Annotated in this window: 15 protein-coding genes and 1 pseudogene; 9 read left to right on the plus strand and 7 right to left on the minus strand. The window is 75.6% G+C overall.

Annotated elements, in window-relative coordinates:
- Positions 1 to 341 precede the first annotated feature (341 nt).
- The 4 genes from AB0L40_RS19930 to AB0L40_RS19945 are packed head-to-tail and all read left to right on the plus strand — an operon-like array spanning position 342 to position 5,456.
- Positions 342 to 1,391, plus strand: coding sequence for a BMP family ABC transporter substrate-binding protein (locus AB0L40_RS19930; protein WP_364358569.1), 1,050 nt, complete (start codon positions 342 to 344; stop codon positions 1,389 to 1,391).
- On the plus strand, positions 1,388 to 2,995 hold the full coding sequence (locus AB0L40_RS19935; protein WP_364358572.1) for an ABC transporter ATP-binding protein: 1,608 nt from the start codon (positions 1,388 to 1,390) through the stop codon (positions 2,993 to 2,995). Before AB0L40_RS19930 ends, AB0L40_RS19935 begins: the two co-directional genes overlap by 4 nt.
- A complete protein-coding gene (locus AB0L40_RS19940) occupies positions 2,992 to 4,215 on the plus strand; it encodes an ABC transporter permease (protein WP_364358574.1) in 1,224 nt (407 codons plus the stop codon). Before AB0L40_RS19935 ends, AB0L40_RS19940 begins: the two co-directional genes overlap by 4 nt.
- Positions 4,212 to 5,456, plus strand: a complete 1,245-nt coding sequence (locus AB0L40_RS19945; protein WP_364358577.1) for an ABC transporter permease — start codon at positions 4,212 to 4,214, stop codon at positions 5,454 to 5,456. The genes AB0L40_RS19940 and AB0L40_RS19945 overlap by 4 nt, the downstream gene beginning before the upstream one ends.
- Before the next feature lie 170 nt (positions 5,457 to 5,626).
- Here AB0L40_RS19945 and AB0L40_RS19950 read toward each other — a convergent pair whose 3' ends face one another.
- Positions 5,627 to 7,609, minus strand: coding sequence for a potassium transporter TrkA (locus tag AB0L40_RS19950; RefSeq protein WP_364358580.1), 1,983 nt, complete (start codon positions 7,607 to 7,609; stop codon positions 5,627 to 5,629).
- Between the two features lie 270 nt (positions 7,610 to 7,879).
- Here AB0L40_RS19950 and AB0L40_RS19955 point away from each other — a divergent pair, with 270 nt between their 5' ends.
- Positions 7,880 to 8,665, plus strand: coding sequence for an alpha/beta fold hydrolase (locus tag AB0L40_RS19955; protein WP_364358583.1), 786 nt, complete (start codon positions 7,880 to 7,882; stop codon positions 8,663 to 8,665).
- 283 nt (positions 8,666 to 8,948) lie between these two features.
- On the opposite strand, the gene rpsR is transcribed toward AB0L40_RS19955, so the two are convergent.
- The 5 genes from rpsR to AB0L40_RS19980 all read right to left on the minus strand — a co-directional run bounded on the left by rpsR (position 8,949) and on the right by AB0L40_RS19980 (position 13,075).
- Positions 8,949 to 9,287, minus strand: a complete 339-nt coding sequence (gene rpsR / locus AB0L40_RS19960; protein ID WP_022929269.1) for a 30S ribosomal protein S18 — start codon at positions 9,285 to 9,287, stop codon at positions 8,949 to 8,951.
- Between the two features lie 67 nt (positions 9,288 to 9,354).
- Entirely contained in the window at positions 9,355 to 10,719 is a 1,365-nt protein-coding gene (locus tag AB0L40_RS19965; protein ID WP_364358586.1) for an LssY C-terminal domain-containing protein, read from the minus strand.
- Positions 10,716 to 11,756 carry a Dyp-type peroxidase gene (locus AB0L40_RS19970; protein ID WP_364358589.1) on the minus strand — a complete coding sequence of 347 codons (1,041 nt, stop codon included), beginning with the start codon at positions 11,754 to 11,756 and terminating at the stop codon, positions 10,716 to 10,718. The genes AB0L40_RS19965 and AB0L40_RS19970 overlap by 4 nt, the downstream gene beginning before the upstream one ends.
- A 30-nt stretch (positions 11,757 to 11,786) precedes the next feature.
- Positions 11,787 to 12,347 (minus strand): hypothetical protein, encoded by a 561-nt coding sequence (locus AB0L40_RS19975; protein ID WP_364358592.1) that lies wholly within the window; start codon positions 12,345 to 12,347, stop codon positions 11,787 to 11,789.
- A complete protein-coding gene (locus tag AB0L40_RS19980; protein ID WP_364358594.1) occupies positions 12,344 to 13,075 on the minus strand; it encodes a metallophosphoesterase family protein in 732 nt (243 codons plus the stop codon). The genes AB0L40_RS19975 and AB0L40_RS19980 overlap by 4 nt, the downstream gene beginning before the upstream one ends.
- Positions 13,076 to 13,126: 51 nt before the next feature.
- On the opposite strand from AB0L40_RS19980, the gene AB0L40_RS19985 reads away from it, so the two are divergent.
- From AB0L40_RS19985 to AB0L40_RS20000, 4 genes are all read left to right on the plus strand, one after another.
- Complete coding sequence (locus AB0L40_RS19985) at positions 13,127 to 13,276, plus strand: hypothetical protein (RefSeq protein WP_364358597.1); 150 nt, start codon at positions 13,127 to 13,129, stop codon at positions 13,274 to 13,276.
- Between the two features lie 9 nt (positions 13,277 to 13,285).
- Entirely contained in the window at positions 13,286 to 13,966 is a 681-nt protein-coding gene (locus AB0L40_RS19990) for a TetR/AcrR family transcriptional regulator (RefSeq protein WP_364358600.1), read from the plus strand.
- A 94-nt stretch (positions 13,967 to 14,060) separates the two neighbouring features.
- Positions 14,061 to 15,596, plus strand: coding sequence for a DUF4118 domain-containing protein (locus AB0L40_RS19995; protein WP_364358603.1), 1,536 nt, complete (start codon positions 14,061 to 14,063; stop codon positions 15,594 to 15,596).
- Positions 15,593 to 16,297 carry a response regulator transcription factor gene (locus tag AB0L40_RS20000; RefSeq protein WP_364358606.1) on the plus strand — a complete coding sequence of 235 codons (705 nt, stop codon included), beginning with the start codon at positions 15,593 to 15,595 and terminating at the stop codon, positions 16,295 to 16,297. The genes AB0L40_RS19995 and AB0L40_RS20000 overlap by 4 nt, the downstream gene beginning before the upstream one ends.
- An 88-nt stretch (positions 16,298 to 16,385) precedes the next feature.
- Here AB0L40_RS20000 and AB0L40_RS20005 read toward each other — a convergent pair.
- Positions 16,386 to 16,820, minus strand: a pseudogene (locus AB0L40_RS20005) (hypothetical protein); the annotation flags it as partial.

Here is a 16,820-nt window from a genome sequence, read left to right on the forward strand (position 1 = left end):
ACACGATGTCGACGCACGTCCTCGTCCCCAACGGCGTGCAGGAGCTGCAGTTCATGGGCGCCCTGCAGAAGATCCTCGCCCTCGGGCCGGCGAAGCCCGGCGCCCGGCGCCCGTCGCCGGCGTTCACGTGACGTTCACCGTGCCCGTCGCCATCTCCACCCCTGCGCGTCCGGGGCCCGCAGCGCTTGACGCGAACGTTCGCGCCTGGCGCGCGAACGTTCGCGGACGCAACCCCCAGATGGGACAAGACGGGCCGGCGATCCTTGGCCGTCGGTCCCCCGGGGACCCCCCGCTCGGCGGGATACAACGCCTTGCATCAACCCCAGACAGGAATCCCCCTGATGCTCAAGACCTGGCGGACGGCCATCGCCGTCCTCGGCGTGGCCGCGATCGCCCTCCCCGGCTGCGGCAGCAGCGACGACGACAGCCCAGACTCGACGGCCTCCACGGCCGCGTCGGGCGCACCGGCCGCGAAGTCGATCAAGGTCGGCCTCGTGACCGACGTCGGCGGCCTCAACGATCGCTCGTTCAACTTCCTCGCGAACAAGGGCCTGCAGGAGGCCAAGTCGCAGCTCGGCGTCGACGTGCGCGTCATCACGTCGAAGAGCAACGCCGACTACATCCCGAACCTCACGACGCTCGCGAGGCAGAAGTACGACCTGGTGATCCCGGTCGGCTTCCTCATGGCCGACGCCACCGCCGCCGTCGCGAAGAAGTTCCCGGACACGAAGTTCGCGATCATCGACATGCCGTCCGCGGCGCTGAAGGGCAAGCCGACGAACGTCACCGGCATCCTCTTCAAGGAGAACGAGGCGGGCTACCTCGCCGGCTACGCCGCGGGCCTCTACGCCAAGGACAACGACGCGAAGGCGGTCTCGAGCGTCGGCGGGCAGAAGTCCGCCCCGGTCGACGGGTATATCGCCGGCTACCAGGCGGGCGCGAAGGCCGCCGACCCGGGGATCAAGACGCTGAACGGCTACTCCCAGGACTTCGTCGACCAGGCGAAGTGCAAGGAGGTCGCGCTCGACCAGATCGCCCAGGGCTCGAAGGTCGTCTTCCAGGTCGCCGGCCAGTGCGGGCTCGGCGCGCTCGACGCCGCGAAGGAGAAGGGCGTCCAGGGCGTCGGCGTCGACGCGGACCAGGGCTACCTCGGCACCTACGTCCTGACCAGCGCCGTGAAGAAGATCGACGCCGCCGTCGTGGCCGCCGTCAAGGCGGCGCAGGGCGGCACGCTGCAGGGCGGCACCGACGTCGTCGGCACCGTGAAGAACGGCGAGGTCGGCATCGGGGCGCTCGGCCCGGAGGCGACGGGCTACGCGGACCAGCTGAAGGCGATCCAGGACACGATCGCCTCCGGCGAGCTGAAGGACATCCCCAGCGAGGTGAAGTGAGCCTCCCGCCCGCAGCGGGCGACTCGTCCACGGGGGCCGCGCCGGCGGACGGCGCGGCCCCCGCCGACGGTGCCCCCGCGCCGGTCCTGGAGCTCCGGGGCATCACGAAGCGCTTCGGGGCCGTCGTCGCCAACGAGGACGTCGACCTCGACCTGCGGGAGGGCGAGATCCACGCGCTCCTCGGGGAGAACGGCGCCGGCAAGTCGACGCTCATGTCGATCCTCTACGGCCACCTCCGCCCGGACGCGGGGGAGGTCGTGGTCGGGGGCGAGGTCGTCCACCTGCGCTCCCCGCACGACGCGATCGCCCGCGGCATCGGGATGGTCCACCAGCACTTCATGCAGGTCCCGGTGATGACCGTCGCCGAGAACGTCGTCCTCGGGGCCGAGCCCCGGCGCGGGGTGCTGCGCGACCGCGCGGCGGCGAGGCGGATCGTCCTCGAGCTGGCCGAGCGTCACGGGCTCGCGGTCGATCCCGACGCCACGATGGAGGACGTCACCGTCGGCATGCAGCAGCGGGCCGAGGTGCTGCGCGCGCTCTACCGCGGCGCGCGGATCCTCGTGCTCGACGAGCCGACCGCCGTCCTGACCGCGCAGGAGGCCGAGGAGCTGATGGCCATCCTGCGGCGGCTGAAGGCCTCGGGCACGTCGATCGTCCTGATCTCCCACAAGCTCCGCGAGGTCCTCGGGGTCGCGGACCGCGTGACGGTGATCCGCCGCGGCCGGCGGATCGCGACGCTCGACGCCGCCGGCGCGACCGCCCCCGAGCTGGCGCGGATGATGGTCGGCCGCGACCTGCCCGACGGCATCGTCAAGGAGCCGACGATGCCCGGCGGCGCCGCGCTCGAGGTCCGGGGGCTGACCGTCCGCGACGACCGCGGCCTGCTCGCCGTCGACGACGCGAGCCTCGCCGTCCGCACCGGCGAGATCGTCGCGCTGGCCGGCGTCGACGGCAACGGGCAGCGCGAGCTCGTGCAGGCCGTCTGCGGCCTCCGGGCCGCCGAGTCCGGCCACGTGCTGGTCGACGGCACCGAGATCACCGGCACCGGCGTGACCGGCGCCACCGACGCGGGCCTCGGCCACATCCCCGAGGACCGCCGCCGCGACGGCCTGGTCCTCGACTTCTCGATCGCCGAGAACCTCGCGCTCCGTCGCCTCCGGACGCCCGAGGTCACGCGGCGCGGGCTGCTGCGCCGCCGCCGGATGCGCGACACGGCCGCCGCGCTGATCGAGGACTTCGACGTCCGCGGGGGCGGGCCGGCCACGCCGGCGCGCAGCCTCTCGGGCGGCAACCAGCAGAAGGTCTCGATCGCCCGCGAGCTGGCCTGCGACCCGCGCGTCCTCGTCGCCGCGCAGCCGACCCGCGGCCTCGACGTCGGCGCGATCGACGCGGTCCACCGCCGCCTCGTCGCCGAGCGCGACGCCGGCCGGGCCGTGCTGCTCGTCTCGCTCGACCTCGACGAGGTGCGGGCGATCGCCGACCGGGTGCTCGTCATCGCCTCCGGCCGGATCGTCGCCGAGCTGCCGCCGACGGCCAGCGCCGCCGAGCTCGGTGCCGCGATGACCTCGTCCGGCGAGCCCGACCCCGAGCGGACCGCGGCGTGAGGACCCCGGTGCTCCCGGCGCGGCTGGCCCGCGCCGCGACGACGACGCGCGGCCTCGCCGGTCGCGGCGTCTCCCGCGTCGGCGTCCCGCTCGTCACGACCTTCCTGGCGTTCCTCGCCGGCGGCCTGGCGATCCTCGTCACCGGCAACGACCCGTTCGCGACGTACAAGGCGATCTTCGACGGCTCCGGCCTCTCCTGGCTGTTCCCGTGGACGGGTGGCGACACCCGCGAGATCGCGGCGTCCAGCCTGCAGCAGACGCTGATCGCGGCCGCGCCCCTGGCGCTCCTCGGTCTCGCCGTCGCCGTCGCCTACCGCGCCGGGCTGTTCAACATCGGCGGTCAGGGGCAGTACCTGGCGTCGAGCTCCATGGCGATCTGGGTCGGCTCGTCCTTCCACGGCATGCCGGCGCTGCCCCACGTGGTGATCACGGTCCTGGCGGGCGTGGCGATCGGCGCGCTCTGGGCGGGCATCGCGGGGGCCCTGCACGCGACCTCCGGCGCCAACGAGGTGATCACGACGATCATGCTCAACTGGGTCGCGATCTGGATCGGGTCCTACCTCTTCGGCCTCGGCGGGCCGCTGCAGAACACGGAGGACCGCTCCCTGCCGGTGTCGCCGGAGGTCGCGCAGTCCGCGCGGCTGCCCGTCTTCTGGGGCGACCCGGAGCTGCAGGGCCTGCACATCGGCTTCTTCCTGGCGATCCTCGGGCTCGTCGTCTACTGGGTCCTGATCGCGCGCTCGCGGGCGGGCTACGAGATCCGCGCCGTCGGCCTGAACCCCGAGGCCGCGCGGACGGCCGGCATCTCGCCCGGCCGCGTGACGGTCAAGGCGATGCTGATCTGCGGCGCCTTCGCCGGCCTGGCCGGCGCGATCGACGTCCTCGGCTGGGAGTACCGGATCTCGACGACCGACATCACCGTCTCCCAGATCGGCTTCCTCGGCATCGCGGTCGCGCTGCTCGGGCGCGGCAGCGCGGTCGGCATCGGGATCGCCGCCCTACTCTTCGGCGCGCTCACCACCGGTGCGTCGCAGCGCAACCTCGACCCCGAGATCTTCGACCCGGCCCTCGGGACGAACCTCACCCTGATCATCCAGGGGATCATCGTCCTCGTCGCCAGCGCGGACATCGTCCTGGGCGGGGCGGTGCGGTCCCTGGCGGCGCGCTCCTTCGGGCGGTTGCGAACGCTCGTCGCCCGACGCCGGGAGGCCTCGGCATGAGCACCACCGCGCCGCTCCCGAGCCCGGCCGAGCACCGACCCACGGTGGTCGGCGTCGCGACGGCCGAGGTCGTCGATCCCCGCGTGGCGCGCGTGGCGTGGGCGGCGGTCGTGCTGGCCGCGCTGGCGTTCTTCATCACGATCCCGCCGGTCACCCTGCGCACGCCGGCGCCCTCGGTGGTGCTCGGCGTGGTCGCCGCGGTCGGCGGCTGGTGGGCGGCGCGCGCCGGCGCCGGGCGCGTCGGCTGGGGCGCCGTGGTCGGCGCGGTGCTGGCGATCGTCGGCGCCTGGGTCGCGTCGGGCGCCGACGAGGCGAAGCTCGACCAGGTCGTCGTCTGGTCGGCGCTGTTCGCGGCCACCCTGCGCTTCGCGACGCCGCTGATCTTCGCCGCGCTCGGCGGGATCATCTCGGAGCGCGCCGGCGTGATCGCGCTGGGGCTCGAGGGGATGATGCTCAGCGGCGCGCTGTTCGCGGTCCTCGGGGCCGACCTGACGGACTCGTGGCTCCTCGGAGTCTTGGTCGGGATGCTCGGCGGGGTGGGGGTCGCGGCGATCTACGCGGTCTTCGCGATCACCCTGCGGGCGGACCAGGTGGTCGCCGGCACGGCGCTGAACCTGATGGCGCTCGGCGTCACCGGCTACGTCTTCGTGGCGCGGTACGGGGACGACGGCTCGCCCAAGGACCTCTCGCGCGTGCCGGAGCTCTCGCTCCCGGGCCTCGGCGGCGACGGCTTCTTCGCCGTGTCGATCGGCAGCGCGAGCCTCATGACGTGGTTCGCGCTGGTCGCGGTCGCGGCGGTCGCGTTCGTGCTCTTCCGGACGACGCCGGGCCTGCACCTGCGCGCGGTCGGCGAGCGGCCCGAGGCGGCCGAGTCCGCCGGGATCCCGGTCCTGCGCACGCGCTACCTCGCCGTGCTGGCGTCGGGCGCGATGGCCGGCCTGGGCGGCGCCTACCTCTCGCTCGCGCTCCTGGGGTCGTTCTCGCAGAACATGACGGCGGGCCGCGGCTTCATCGCGCTCGCCGCGGTCATCTTCGGCCGCTGGCGGCCGGGGGCGGCGCTGGCGGCCGCGCTGCTCTTCGGCTTCTCGAGCGCGATCGCCCGGCGGCTCGACGTCTTCTCGGACCAGCTGGCGACGCTGTTCAACGCGCTGCCGTACGTCCTGACGCTGATCGCGGTGGCCGGCCTGGTGGGCCGCTCGCGGGCCGCCGGGGCGCTCGGCAAGCCCTACGAGCGTGGCTGAGCGGCCTGCGGGTGCCCCGAGCCCCGCCGCAGCCCGGATGCGGCCCGGGCGGGCGGGATCGCATCAGTCGGGGCGGGGCCCGCACCCCCTTGCGGGTGCCCCGAGCCCCGCCGCAGCCCGATGCGATCGAGACCCGAGACGCTCGGGGCGGGGCCCGCACCCCCTCCCCGTCAGTCCTCGGCCAGCACCACGACGCGGTCGCTGACGTCCGGCGTCAGGACGGCGGACTTCGGCGGGTTGACGCGCACGCCGTAGGCCATCGCGGGGTCGCGGGCCTCGCTGGCGTCCCGGTAGCCGATCGCGGTCTCGCCGCGGCGGCGGGCCGCGTCGACGACGGTCGCGTACGAGACCTCCTGCCCGATGGCCACGTACTCGGCGGCCGGGCGCAGGTAGATCTCGGAGCCGTCGGCGTCGAGCAGGTCGGTGAAGACCGCGTCGAGGCGGGCCTCCTCGGAGATCTGCGCCAGGATCAGGCTGAGGATCTCGTCGGACACGATGACGTCGTCGACCTCGGCCACCTGGGCGAGCGCGCGGTTGCGGTCGTCGAGCATCTCGCTGACGATCGCGGGCCGGCGGCCCTCGGACGCCTTCGACGAGATCTCGCGCAGGTGGAGCAGCGTCACCAGCGTCCGGGCGTCGGCGCGCTGGACGTCGAGGTCGTCGGAGTAGCAGAGCACGATCACCTGGTCGTGCTCGACGATCTCGAGCCCGTCGAGGGTCGCGCGGTCCGTGGTGCGCCCGGAGCGGACGTCGACGGTGAGGTTGCGCAGCTCCGGGACGGACGGCTCGCCGAACTCCGAGACGACCGACAGCCGCGACCCGGGGGAGGCGTACTCGTCGAGCTCGGTGATGACGCTCAGCGCGCGCTCGTTCCAGCCGAGCACGAGGATCCGGGACGGTGGCTCGGGCCGCGGCGGCGACGCGACGACCGCGGCCCCGTCGACGACGCCGACGGCGGACCGGGCGCCGACGAGCCGGGAGTCGTCCTCGGCGATCACGACGAGCGTCCGGCCGTCGATCGGGGTGTCCATCGGCGGGTTCAGGCGGACGGTGCCGTCGTCGTCGGCGATGCCGATGACCGAGCAGTCCTCGTAGCCCATGAGGCTCTCGCCGTACGTGCCCGACGACAGCCGCGGCTCGTCGTGGAAGTAGATCTCGTCGCCGTCGAAGTCGAAGAGCTCGGTGTAGACCATCGCGGCGCCGGACTGGCGGGAGGTCTGGACGATCAGGCGCGCGACGGTCTCGCGCTTGTTGACGATCACCACGCCGGAGCCCGCGACCATCCGCGCGGCCTCGAGGTAGTCCGGGTCCTCGATCTCCACGACGACGTGCAGCGGCCGGTCGCCGGTGCGCGGCACGTGGGTGAGGGCGAGGAGGGTCTTGATCGCCTCGCTGTCGGGCTCGTCGCCGTCGGGGGCCAGGACGATGATCGAGCGCGCGGCCTCGTGGTTGCCGATCCGCAGGTCGGTGACGTCGATCGGGGAGCCCGTGCGGCAGATCACGCGGGTGCCGCGCAGGTCGCCGGCGCGCTCGCGGATCTCCTCCTCCATCTCCACCTTGTCGCGCGGCGCGAGGATCACGACGGACGGCTTCTTGCGGCTCTCGTTGGCGATCGACAGCTCGCGGAGGATCGTCATGACCGCGTCGGACCAGCCGAGGATCAGGGTGTGGTCCTCCTCGAGGACGCGCGAGCGGCCGCGGCGCAGCTCCATCAGGCGCGTGTCGATCGCGGTCGCGATCACGCCGATCAGGGCGGAGACGACGAACAGGCCGGCGATCGTCAGCGCCAGCATCGTCAGCAGGAAGCGCCAGGAGCCGCTGTCGCCGGCGACCGTGCCCGGGTCCAGGGCGTGCATCAGGCTGTTGAACAGCTGCTGGCGGACGCCGGGGCGGCCGTCGTCGCCCGACGGTGCGATCTGCGTGATCAGCACGACCACGCTGAAGAGCACGATCAGGACGAGCGTCGCGACGGCGAGCCACCCGACGAGCGCCGAGGCGCCCCGGGCCATGCTGTTGTCGAAGCGGTACCGCAGCCGCTCGCGGAGGGCTGGTCGGCCCTCGTGCTCGCGGCCCCGCGGGCCGGGCTTTGCGGGCGTGGGGTCCGTGGCGGAGCGCGTCAGCCGCTCCCGTGTCTGGCGGCCGGTTCGCGACATATCCGCGCCACCCTACTCGGGGTCAGCACCGCTGCGCGGTGTGTTCGTTCCTGCGTGGACGTCCCTCCGAGCGGCGCGCCGCCAGGTCGGCGGGGGACGCGGCGGCGTCGCGGGGCGCGGGCGCGAGGGGTGCAGGGAACGCCGGTTGCCGGAACGGCGCCGCGCGGTCCGCCGGGACGCCCCGGCGGGTGCCGGCCACCGAGGTCACGGGACGGCCCGTGGGCCGCGATGGTTCGTCGCCGATCCCTCCCGTCTGCCACCGTGGGCCCGATGGAGGTGCGACGGACGACGGTCGGCGCGTTCCCGGCGCTCGTGGCGGGGGAGGGCCCGCCGCTCGTCGTCCTGGCGGGCCTGACGCCGGACGTCGGGGTCGACGGCTCCGCGATGCGCCGCGCGCACGTCCGGACGATGGCCGCGTTCGCGGCCGCGGCCGAGGTCACGTACCTGAACCGGCGGCGCGGGCTGCCGCGCGGCGCGACGATGGCCGTGCTGGCGGCGGAGCACGCCGACGCGCTCCGGACGGCGTTCGACGGGCCGGTCGACCTTGCGGGGCTCTCGACGGGCGGCAGCATCGCGCAGCAGCTGGCGGCGGACCACCCGGACGTCGTCCGTCGGCTCGTCCTGGTCTCCACGGGCTGCCGTCTCGGTCCGCGGGCGCGGGAGGAGCAGCGACGGGTCGCCGAGGCGGTCCGCGCCGGCAGACCGCGCCGGGCGTTCGCCGAGCTCGGCCGCGACCTGGCCCCGGGGCCGGCGGGGCTCGTGCCGGCCGCGGCGGCCTGGGCGGTCGGACCGCGGCTGTTCCCGGGCCCGCTCGACGACCTGGCCACGACGATCGAGGCCGAGGACGGCTTCGACCTGGTGCGCTGCGCCGCCCCGATCCGGGCCCCGACGCTGCTGGTCGTCGGCGGCCGCGACCCGTACTACCCGGCCTCGATCGTGGAGGAGACCCTGCGCCTGATCCCCGGTGCCCACCTGGACCTGCACCCCCGGCGCGGGCACGTGTCGACGCTCGCGGCGCCGGGGCTGCCGGCCACCCTGGCGGGGTTCCTGGGCTGAGGGACCGCGCGGCGCGGCGCTCGACGGTCGACGGGCCGGGGCGCTGGGTGGGGGTCGGTCGATGAGCGGCCACGCGGTGTCCACGATCGACCGCGGGTGGCGGGCGTCGTCCGGAACGCGGTGGGGGTCGGTCGATGAGCGGCCACGCGGTGTCCACGATCGACCGCCGAGCGCTGCGCCCACCGGTCACGCGGATCGCGCCGGGGAACGACGAACGCCCGGCACGAGGTGCCGGGCGTCGGGTCCTGCGGGGCGGCCGGGGCCGCCCGCCGAAGGCTGAGGCCTAGCGGTCGTCGCGACGGCCGCGGCCGCCACGCTCCGGCTTGTCCTCGCCGCGGTCCTCGCGGCCCGGCATGGAGATCATGCGGGGGTGCGGGTAGGGCAGCAGCGCGAGCTCGCGGGCCTGCTTGACGGCGCGAGCGGCGTGGGCCTGGTCGCGGGCGTTCAGACCGGTCGCGCGACGCGAGCGGATCTTGCCCTTCTCCGTGACGAGCGCGCGGAGCGCGTCGACGTGCAGGTGATCGATCTGCGCGACCTGCTCCTTGGTGAGCTTGGGGGTCCGACGGGGACCGCCCTTAGGAGAGCGCCGGCCACGGGCCGGCTTCGTGGAGGGTCGAGCCATAGACGCGGCATTGTGGCACAGGCCCGCGGCCCGATGCCGCGCGGGGTGGCCCCGGCCCGCGGGGTGCTCAGGCGGGCGGCGGGCCGTCCGCGGACGGCTTGGCCGGGTGCCCCGCCGCGGACGATCGGCCGTCGCGGACCCAGCGGCGCGCCTCGGTCGAGCTGACGGCGATCAGGATCAGGACGGCGATGCCGGTCGTCGCGACGAGCAGGAGGCTGACGTGGCCGGCGCCGCTCAGCGCCGCGAGCTGGGTGCTCGCCTCCACGCCGCACACGGCCATCAGCAGGGTCCGGGCCCACCGCAGTCGCCGGAGCGTGAGGAGCCAGAGGACGACGATCAGCCCCGCGCCGGCGCCCAGCACGACCAGCTGGGCCGTTGCCACGTCGGGCAGCCAGCGGGCCCGCGGGCCCCCGAGCAGGGCGACGAGCAGGCCGACGAGCGAGAGTGCGGCCTTCGACGCGCTCAGCCCGCCGCTGAGCAGCAACGCCGGGGGCGGCAGGCGCGGCGACGCCGCCACGGGCGCGTCGGGGGGCGTCGGTGCCGCGTCCTCCGGTGCGGGCCCCAGGCCGGTCAGGTCGAGGATCGGCAGGCCGCCGTCGGTGTGGACGACGTCCCCGCCCCCGTTGCGGGTGTGGAACGCGGTGGCGAAGTCGGCGATGACGCGCAGGCGGGCCTCGGGGCAGGCGTAGCGGACGGTGGCGATCACGAAGTCGCGCTCCACGTCGATGTCCGCGTCGACCTTGTGCGTCACCTGGAGCGTGAACAGCGACAGGCCCACCGCGCGGTCGTAGGTGCCGGCGGCGAGCCACTCGACGCGCTGCCCGCCGGGCAGCCGCCAGCCCTCCGGGACGGGCCAGAACCGCACGTGGTGGCGCTGGGACGCGTTGCCGTCGACCTCCTGCTCGTACGCGAACGCCTGCCGGCGGCCGAACAGCAGCAGGGGCGAGACCGGCGCCGCGGGGTAGGAGCGGCGGAGGGCGGACGAGACGACGATCCCCCACGACGAGCGGAGCGTGACCTCGTCGGCCCGCGTCCAGCCCGCGCGCCGCATGGCTGCGTTCATCGCCTGCTCGCTCCCGTCCAGGGCGAGGTTGACCGGGTCGCCGAGCACGCCGATCCCCGTGACGGTGCGGCCGATGAAGTAGTCGGGGACGTAGATCCGTGCGAGCACCTCCTGCAGCCGGGGCAGCCCGACGTAGGCGACGAGGAGCCAGAAGACCGCGACGGTCACGATCGCGAGCCACGAGAACGTCAGCTCCCGCGCGACCAGCACCCAGCCGAGCCAGAGGACCAGGACGGCGCCGACGAGGAAGAACGTGCCGTCGATCGCGTCCTCGACGGTCCACGTGCGGCCGACCTTGCCCGGGGCACGGACGTAGCGCGGCCGCTCGGCGGGCGGTGGGGTGTCGACGGGGGTCCCGGCGCCCGTCACGGGCGATCGTCCCCCAGGCCCCCGATCGCGAGGGAGCCGTCCGAGGGGCTCGGCGGCTCCTGCGCGACGGCGGCCGCGGTGGTCGCCTCGTCGGCCGCCCCCGCCGGCGCGGCGGGCGGGTCGTCGAGGAGCTCCGCGGACGGAACGAAGAAGAGGGCGCCGGTGACTGCGGTCGAGAAGTCGAGGATCCGGTCGGTGGTGCCGCGCGGGCTGCCGAGGAACATGTTCTCGAGCATCTGCTCCGTGACCGCCGGGTCGGCGGCGTAGCCGATGAAGAACGTGCCGTACTCGGCGGCGCCGACGCGCCCGAACGGCATGTTGTGCCGGAGGATCTGGCGCTGCTCCCCGTCGGGCCCCTCGATGACGTTCAGCGCGAGGTGCGAGCTCGGCGCCTTCCGCTCGTCGGGGTACTCGACGTCGTCGAGCTTGGTGCGGCCGATCGCCGCCTCCTGGTCCTCGACGCTCAGCGCGTTCCACGCCGCGAGGTCGTGGAGGTACTTCTGCACGACGACGTAGCCGCCGCCCGCGAACGACGGGTCCTCGTCGCCGATCAGCACCGCGTCGCGCGCCGCGGCGCCCTCGGGGTTCTCGGTCCCGTCGACGAACCCCAGCACGTCGCGCTGGTCGAAGGAGCGGAAGCCGTGGATCTCGTCGACGACCGTCGCGGCGCCGTCCAGCCGCTCGACGATGAGCCGCGCGAGCTCGAAGCAGAGGTCCAGGCGATGCGCGCGGAGGTGGAAGAGGAGGTCGCCGGGCGTCGACGGCGCGCGGTGCCGCGGGCCGCGCAGCTCGCGGAACGGGTGCAGCGACGCGGGACGCGGCGATCCGAAGAGCCGGTCCCACAGAGCGGAGCCGATCCCCGTGACGCAGGTCAGCCGGGCCTCCGGGATCCGGAAGCCGACCGACCGCCGCAGGCCGCTGACGTCCGGCAGCAGGTCGCGGACGACGGTCTCGCCGCCCGGCTCGACGGTCAGCGTGAGGAACATCGCCGCCTCGGTGATCGGCGCGAGGATGGCCTGGGGCTCGGGGTGCGTCATCGCAGGACCTCCACGATCGGGTGCTCGCCGTCAGGCCAGCGTCGGGGCGTCCGGCCAGCCGGCGGGCATCGGGAACGCCTCGTCGCCGATCCCGAGGACGATCGGCTCGCCCGCGTCACGCGCCCGGGCGGTCACCGAGAACGCGACGCCGGCCCGGGTGGTGTCCCACGCGAGCTGCAGGACGGTGCCCTCGGGCAGCTGTGCGGCGGTCTCGGCGACGCCGATCGCGCGGTGCTCGACGCCGCCGAGCGGGGCGGCGATGTCGCCCGTCTCGGGGTCGGCGTCGAAGATCGGCAGCTGCTTGAACGCGAACAGCGGCGGGACGGCGACGTCCAGCGGGCCGGCGTGCGGCAGGTGGACGACGTGCTCGCCGCGCGCGACCTCGATCGGCGCCAGGCGCGCGACATCGATCACCGCGGGCGGCTCGTCGGCCTCGGGCGGGACGATCGCCGTCGCGCGGATCGCGGACGCGGCGTGCAGCAGCTCGTGGAGCAGCGCGACGACCCCGTCGAGGGGCCCGACGCTGCTGACCAGGGCGATGCGGTCGTCGACCGGCTCGTCGTCGGTGCCGGCGGAGGGGGGAGTGCTCATGGGCGGGGAGTCGTCTGCGAGGGGATGGAGGACGGGCGGCCGGTGCGGTAGGTCTGGGCGACGGCGCGGGCCCACGGGGCATCGCCCCAGCGGGCGGCCTGCTCCGCGACGGTGCGCTCGACGTCGTAGCCGACGCGCCGCAGGGTCACGACGCCGTCGTCTGCGAGGAGACCGTACGCGGCGCGCGGGTCGCCGTCGAACGGCAGGCCGACGCTGCCGGGGTTGACGACCGTCGTCGTGCCGCCGTCGCGGCGCTCCACGTCGCGGCGCATCTGCACGTGGGTGTGGCCGACGACGAGCAGCGGCGGGGTGCGCGCCTCGAGCAGGTCGGCGTCGCCGTCCGCGGCCGCGGCCCCGAAGCCCGCGACGTCGGAGCGGGGCGACGCGTGCCACGCCTCGCCGCCGGGGATCGGCTGCCAGCGGGGCAGGGCGTAGAGCTCGGCGACGGTCTTCGGGCCGAGCGCGTCGCGGGCGGCGGTGACGCCGCCGCGGGCGAGCGGGACGGGCGGGACGTCGGCGGACTCGACGGCCCAGCGCTCGTGGTTGCCGCGGATCCAGCGGGCGCCGTCCAGGGCGCGCAGGCGGCGCAGGGTGTCGACCGGCCAGGGGCCGAAGGCGCTGACGTCACCGCCGACCAGCCAGTCGTCGGCGCCAGCCGCCGCGGCGTCCTCCAGCACGGCCTCGAGCGCGGCGAGGTTGCCGTGCACGTCGTAGAGCAGGGCGAGCACCGGGCCACCGTACCGACGCGCCGCGGGCGGCACCAGCGGACGGACGATCGAGTGCCCGGGATCGCCCCCTCCGGCTACCACCTGGCGTTCCTCGTCGGCGCCGCCCTGATGGTGCTCGCCGCCCTGGTCACCGCGGTCGTCGTCCGCGGCCGCGACGTGGCGGAGATCGATCCGGACCAGCTCGTCGCCGTGGCGGCGTAGGGTGGAGGGGTGAGCACCGAGGCACCGGAGTCCGTCGAACGGCCCATGCGCGCCGACGCCCTGCGCAACCGCGAGCGCGTGCTCGCGGCCGCGCAGGAGGCGTTCGCCGAGGGTGGCCCGGACGTCGCCGTCGCCGAGATCGCCCGCCGGGCGGGCGTCGGCGCCGGCACGTTGTTCCGGCACTTCCCGACGAAGCAGGACCTGATGCTCGCGGTGCTGGACGCCACGTTCGCGGGTGTCGTGACCGCGATCGACGACGCGCTGGCGATGGACGATCCGTGGGACGCGCTCGTCCAGGTGCTGACCGCCACCGCCGAGGTCCAGGCGCGCGACCGCACGTTCCTGTCGGCCGTGGGGCCGGAGCTCTTCGGCGACGAGCACTTCGTCCGCCGCAACGAGGCGATGATGGACGGCATCGCGGAGCTGCTGCAGCGGGCCCAGAAGTCCGGCGTCGTGCGCGACGACCTCGCCGCGGAGGACCTGCCGTTCCTGCTGGCCGCCCTCGGCGGCGCGACCGAGCACTGCGGCGGCGGCAACATCGACGGCGTGTCGGCCGACCTCTGGCGCCGCTACCTGGGGATCGTGCTCGACGGGCTGCGGCCCGCGGGCGCCCACCCGCTGCCGATCCCCGCGCCCACCCGCAAGCAGCTGCTGGCCACGAAGGCCGCCTCGCACGCGCCGCGCTGCTGAGCGGCGCTGGACGCCGGCACGCCGGTCCCGCGGGGCTGTCGCCTGTCCCGGCCCCGGGAGCGGGACCGACGGTCCGGAGGCGTACCCTCGTGCCGTGCCGGATCCGGTCCACGCCGCCCCCCGTCGCCTCGCCGACGTGGACCCGCGCCACCTCGCCGTCGAGGGCCTCTGGGCCGCCATCGGGGTGGCGCTGGCGACCGCGGCCGTCGGACTGCTGAAGGAGACGGCGCCGGTCGTCTCGCTCGGCGTCCTCTACGTCGTGCCCGTGCTGCTCGTCGCCACCCGGGCCGGGGTCGGCCTCGGGATCGCGACGTCGGTCCTCTCGATCGCGGCCTACAACTGGTGGGAGCTGCCGCCGGTCCACCGCTTCACGATCGACGACAGCCGGCACTGGGCGGCGCTCGCCGTGCTGCTGATCGTCGCGGTCGTCTCGGCCCGGATCGCCGAGGCCGGCCGGCGGGAGGCGCAGCGCGCCGACCGCGCGCGCCGCGAGGCCGACCTCGTGGCCGACCTCACGACGATCGTCCTGACCCCGCGCGGCGTGGCGTCCGCGCTGCCCGAGGCGGCGGCGCGCCTGGGCGACCACCTCGGGGCCGCGGTCGAGGTGCTCCCGTGGGACCCGCAGCAGGCCCCGGAGCGGTCCCGGCCGGCCGGGGTCCTCGTCCTCGACGGCCCCGACGGCCCGGTCGGGCTCCTCCGGTGGACCGGTCCCCTGGACGCACGGGACGAGGCCGCGCTGGCGTCCCGGGTCGCCCCGGCGCTGGGCGCGGTCGTGGCCGCCGGGGTGGAGCGCGAGCGCCTGGCCCGCGAGGCCGTGGAGGCCGCCGCGCTGCGGCGCTCCAACGAGGTCGCGACGACGCTGCTGCGGACCGTCGGGCACGACCTGCGGACCCCCATCACCCAGATCTCGGTCGCGGCGGCGGCGCTCGGGGCGGCGTCGGCGACCGACGAGGAGCGCGACGAGCTGGCGGCGGGGATCCTCGAGGGCAGCGACCGGCTCGCGGGCCTGATCGGCAAGCTCCTGGACCTCTCGCGGCTGGAGGCCGGCGCGGCCGCGCCGCACCCCGACGACGTGCCGCTCGACGACGTCGTCCGCGACGCGCTCCAGGAGATGGAGGCCACCCATCCGGAGGCCGCGTCGGTGCGGGTGGAGACCGAGGACCCGCCGCCCCGGGCGCGCGTCGACCCCGTCCAGATCGCGCGGATCGTCGTCAACCTCGTCGAGAACGCGCTCATCCACGGCCGCGACCGCTCGACGGGCCGGGCCGACGTCCTCGTCCGGGTCGCGAGCCGCCGTGGTCTCGCGGTCGTCCGGGTCGTCGACGGCGGCCCGGGCCTGGCACCCGGCGGTCGCGACGAGCTGTTCCTGCCGTTCCGGCGCGGCGGTGCCGCGGCGGGCCCCGGCAGCGGCCTGGGCCTGGCGATCGCCCGCGGGTTCGCCGAGGCCAACGGCGGCACGCTGCGCGCCGAGAGCTACCCGGGGCAGGGGACGGCGTTCGTGCTGGAGCTGCCGCCGGCGGAGACCGGGGGCGACGTCAGGACGGACGGCCCCGCGCCGCGGCCCCGCGCCGACGGCCCGCCGACCCGGCCGCGGCCGGTCCCGCCCACGGACCCGGAGGAGCGCCCGTGAGCGCCGGAGGCCGCACCGTCCTGGTCGTCGACGACGAGCGCCAGATCGTCCGCGCGCTGCGGGTGCTCCTGCGCGACGCGGGCTTCGAGGCGCTGCCCGCGGGCGGCGTCGAGGAGGCCCTGGACCTCGCCGCGCTGCACGCCCCCGAGGCCGCGATCGTCGACCTGATGCTGCCCGACGGCAGCGGCGTCGACGTCTGCCGCGGCCTGCGCGAGTGGACGCAGGTGCCGATCATCGTGCTCTCCGCGGTGGACGAGGAGTCCGAGAAGGTCCGCGCGCTGGAGGCCGGCGCCGACGACTACGTCACCAAGCCGTTCGGGCCCGACGAGCTGCTGGCCCGCCTGCGGGCGGCGCTGCGCCGCGCCGCCCCGGCCGCGGACGAGCCGGTCCTGCGGGTCGGCGACCTCGAGATCGACCTCGCCGACCACCGCGTGCTGCGGGCGGGGGAGGAGCTGCACCTGACCCCGATCGAGTTCGGGCTGCTGCGCACCCTCGTCCGCCACCGCGGCCGCCTGCTGACCCACTCGGCGCTGCTGCTCGAGGTCTGGGGCGCCGCCTACGCCGACGACACCGCGACGCTGCGCACCCACATCGCGAACCTGCGCCGGAAGCTCGAGGCGCCCGGCCCGGACGGCACCGTCGGACGCTCCGCCCGGCTGATCCGTACCGAGACGGGCGTCGGGTACCGGCTGGTGGGGTGAGGGGCGGGCCGCTGGCGCCCGGTGCCGCCGACGTGGCGCCGGAGACCGGTGCCGTGCCGGCGGTCCCGCAGGCCGCGGTGCTCCGCGGTCAGCCCCGCCGGCCGTGACGCCGGACGATCCGCTGGACCTCCGGCGGCTCCCGGAAGAGCGGGGCCGTCGCGCCGTCGAGCGGGAGGCGCTCGAACCGCTCGACCGTGATCCGCTGGACGAGGACGAGCCGGCCCGCGCCGCCGCCCTCCGCGGCCGCGACGGCGGCGTTCGCCCGCGCCCGGGCGTCGAGGCCGGGATCCGCGGCCGTCGTCGTCGGCGGGCGCTCCGCGGTCGTCGCGCCGGTCGCACCGGTCGCCGTCGGACGCGGGGTCGTGGCCGAGGGCGGGCGGGACGCGGTCGTGGCCGGGGTCGTCGCGGTGGTGCTCTCGGAGGGCGTGGTCGTCGTGGTCCCCGGACGCGTCGGGACGGCCGGCCGCGTCGAGGTCGCCGGCCGGGTCGCCGTCGCGCCGGTCGCGCGGGTCGCCGTCGTGGG

Source organism: Patulibacter sp. NPDC049589, from assembly GCF_040675535.1.
GTDB lineage: Bacteria > Actinomycetota > Thermoleophilia > Solirubrobacterales > Solirubrobacteraceae > Patulibacter.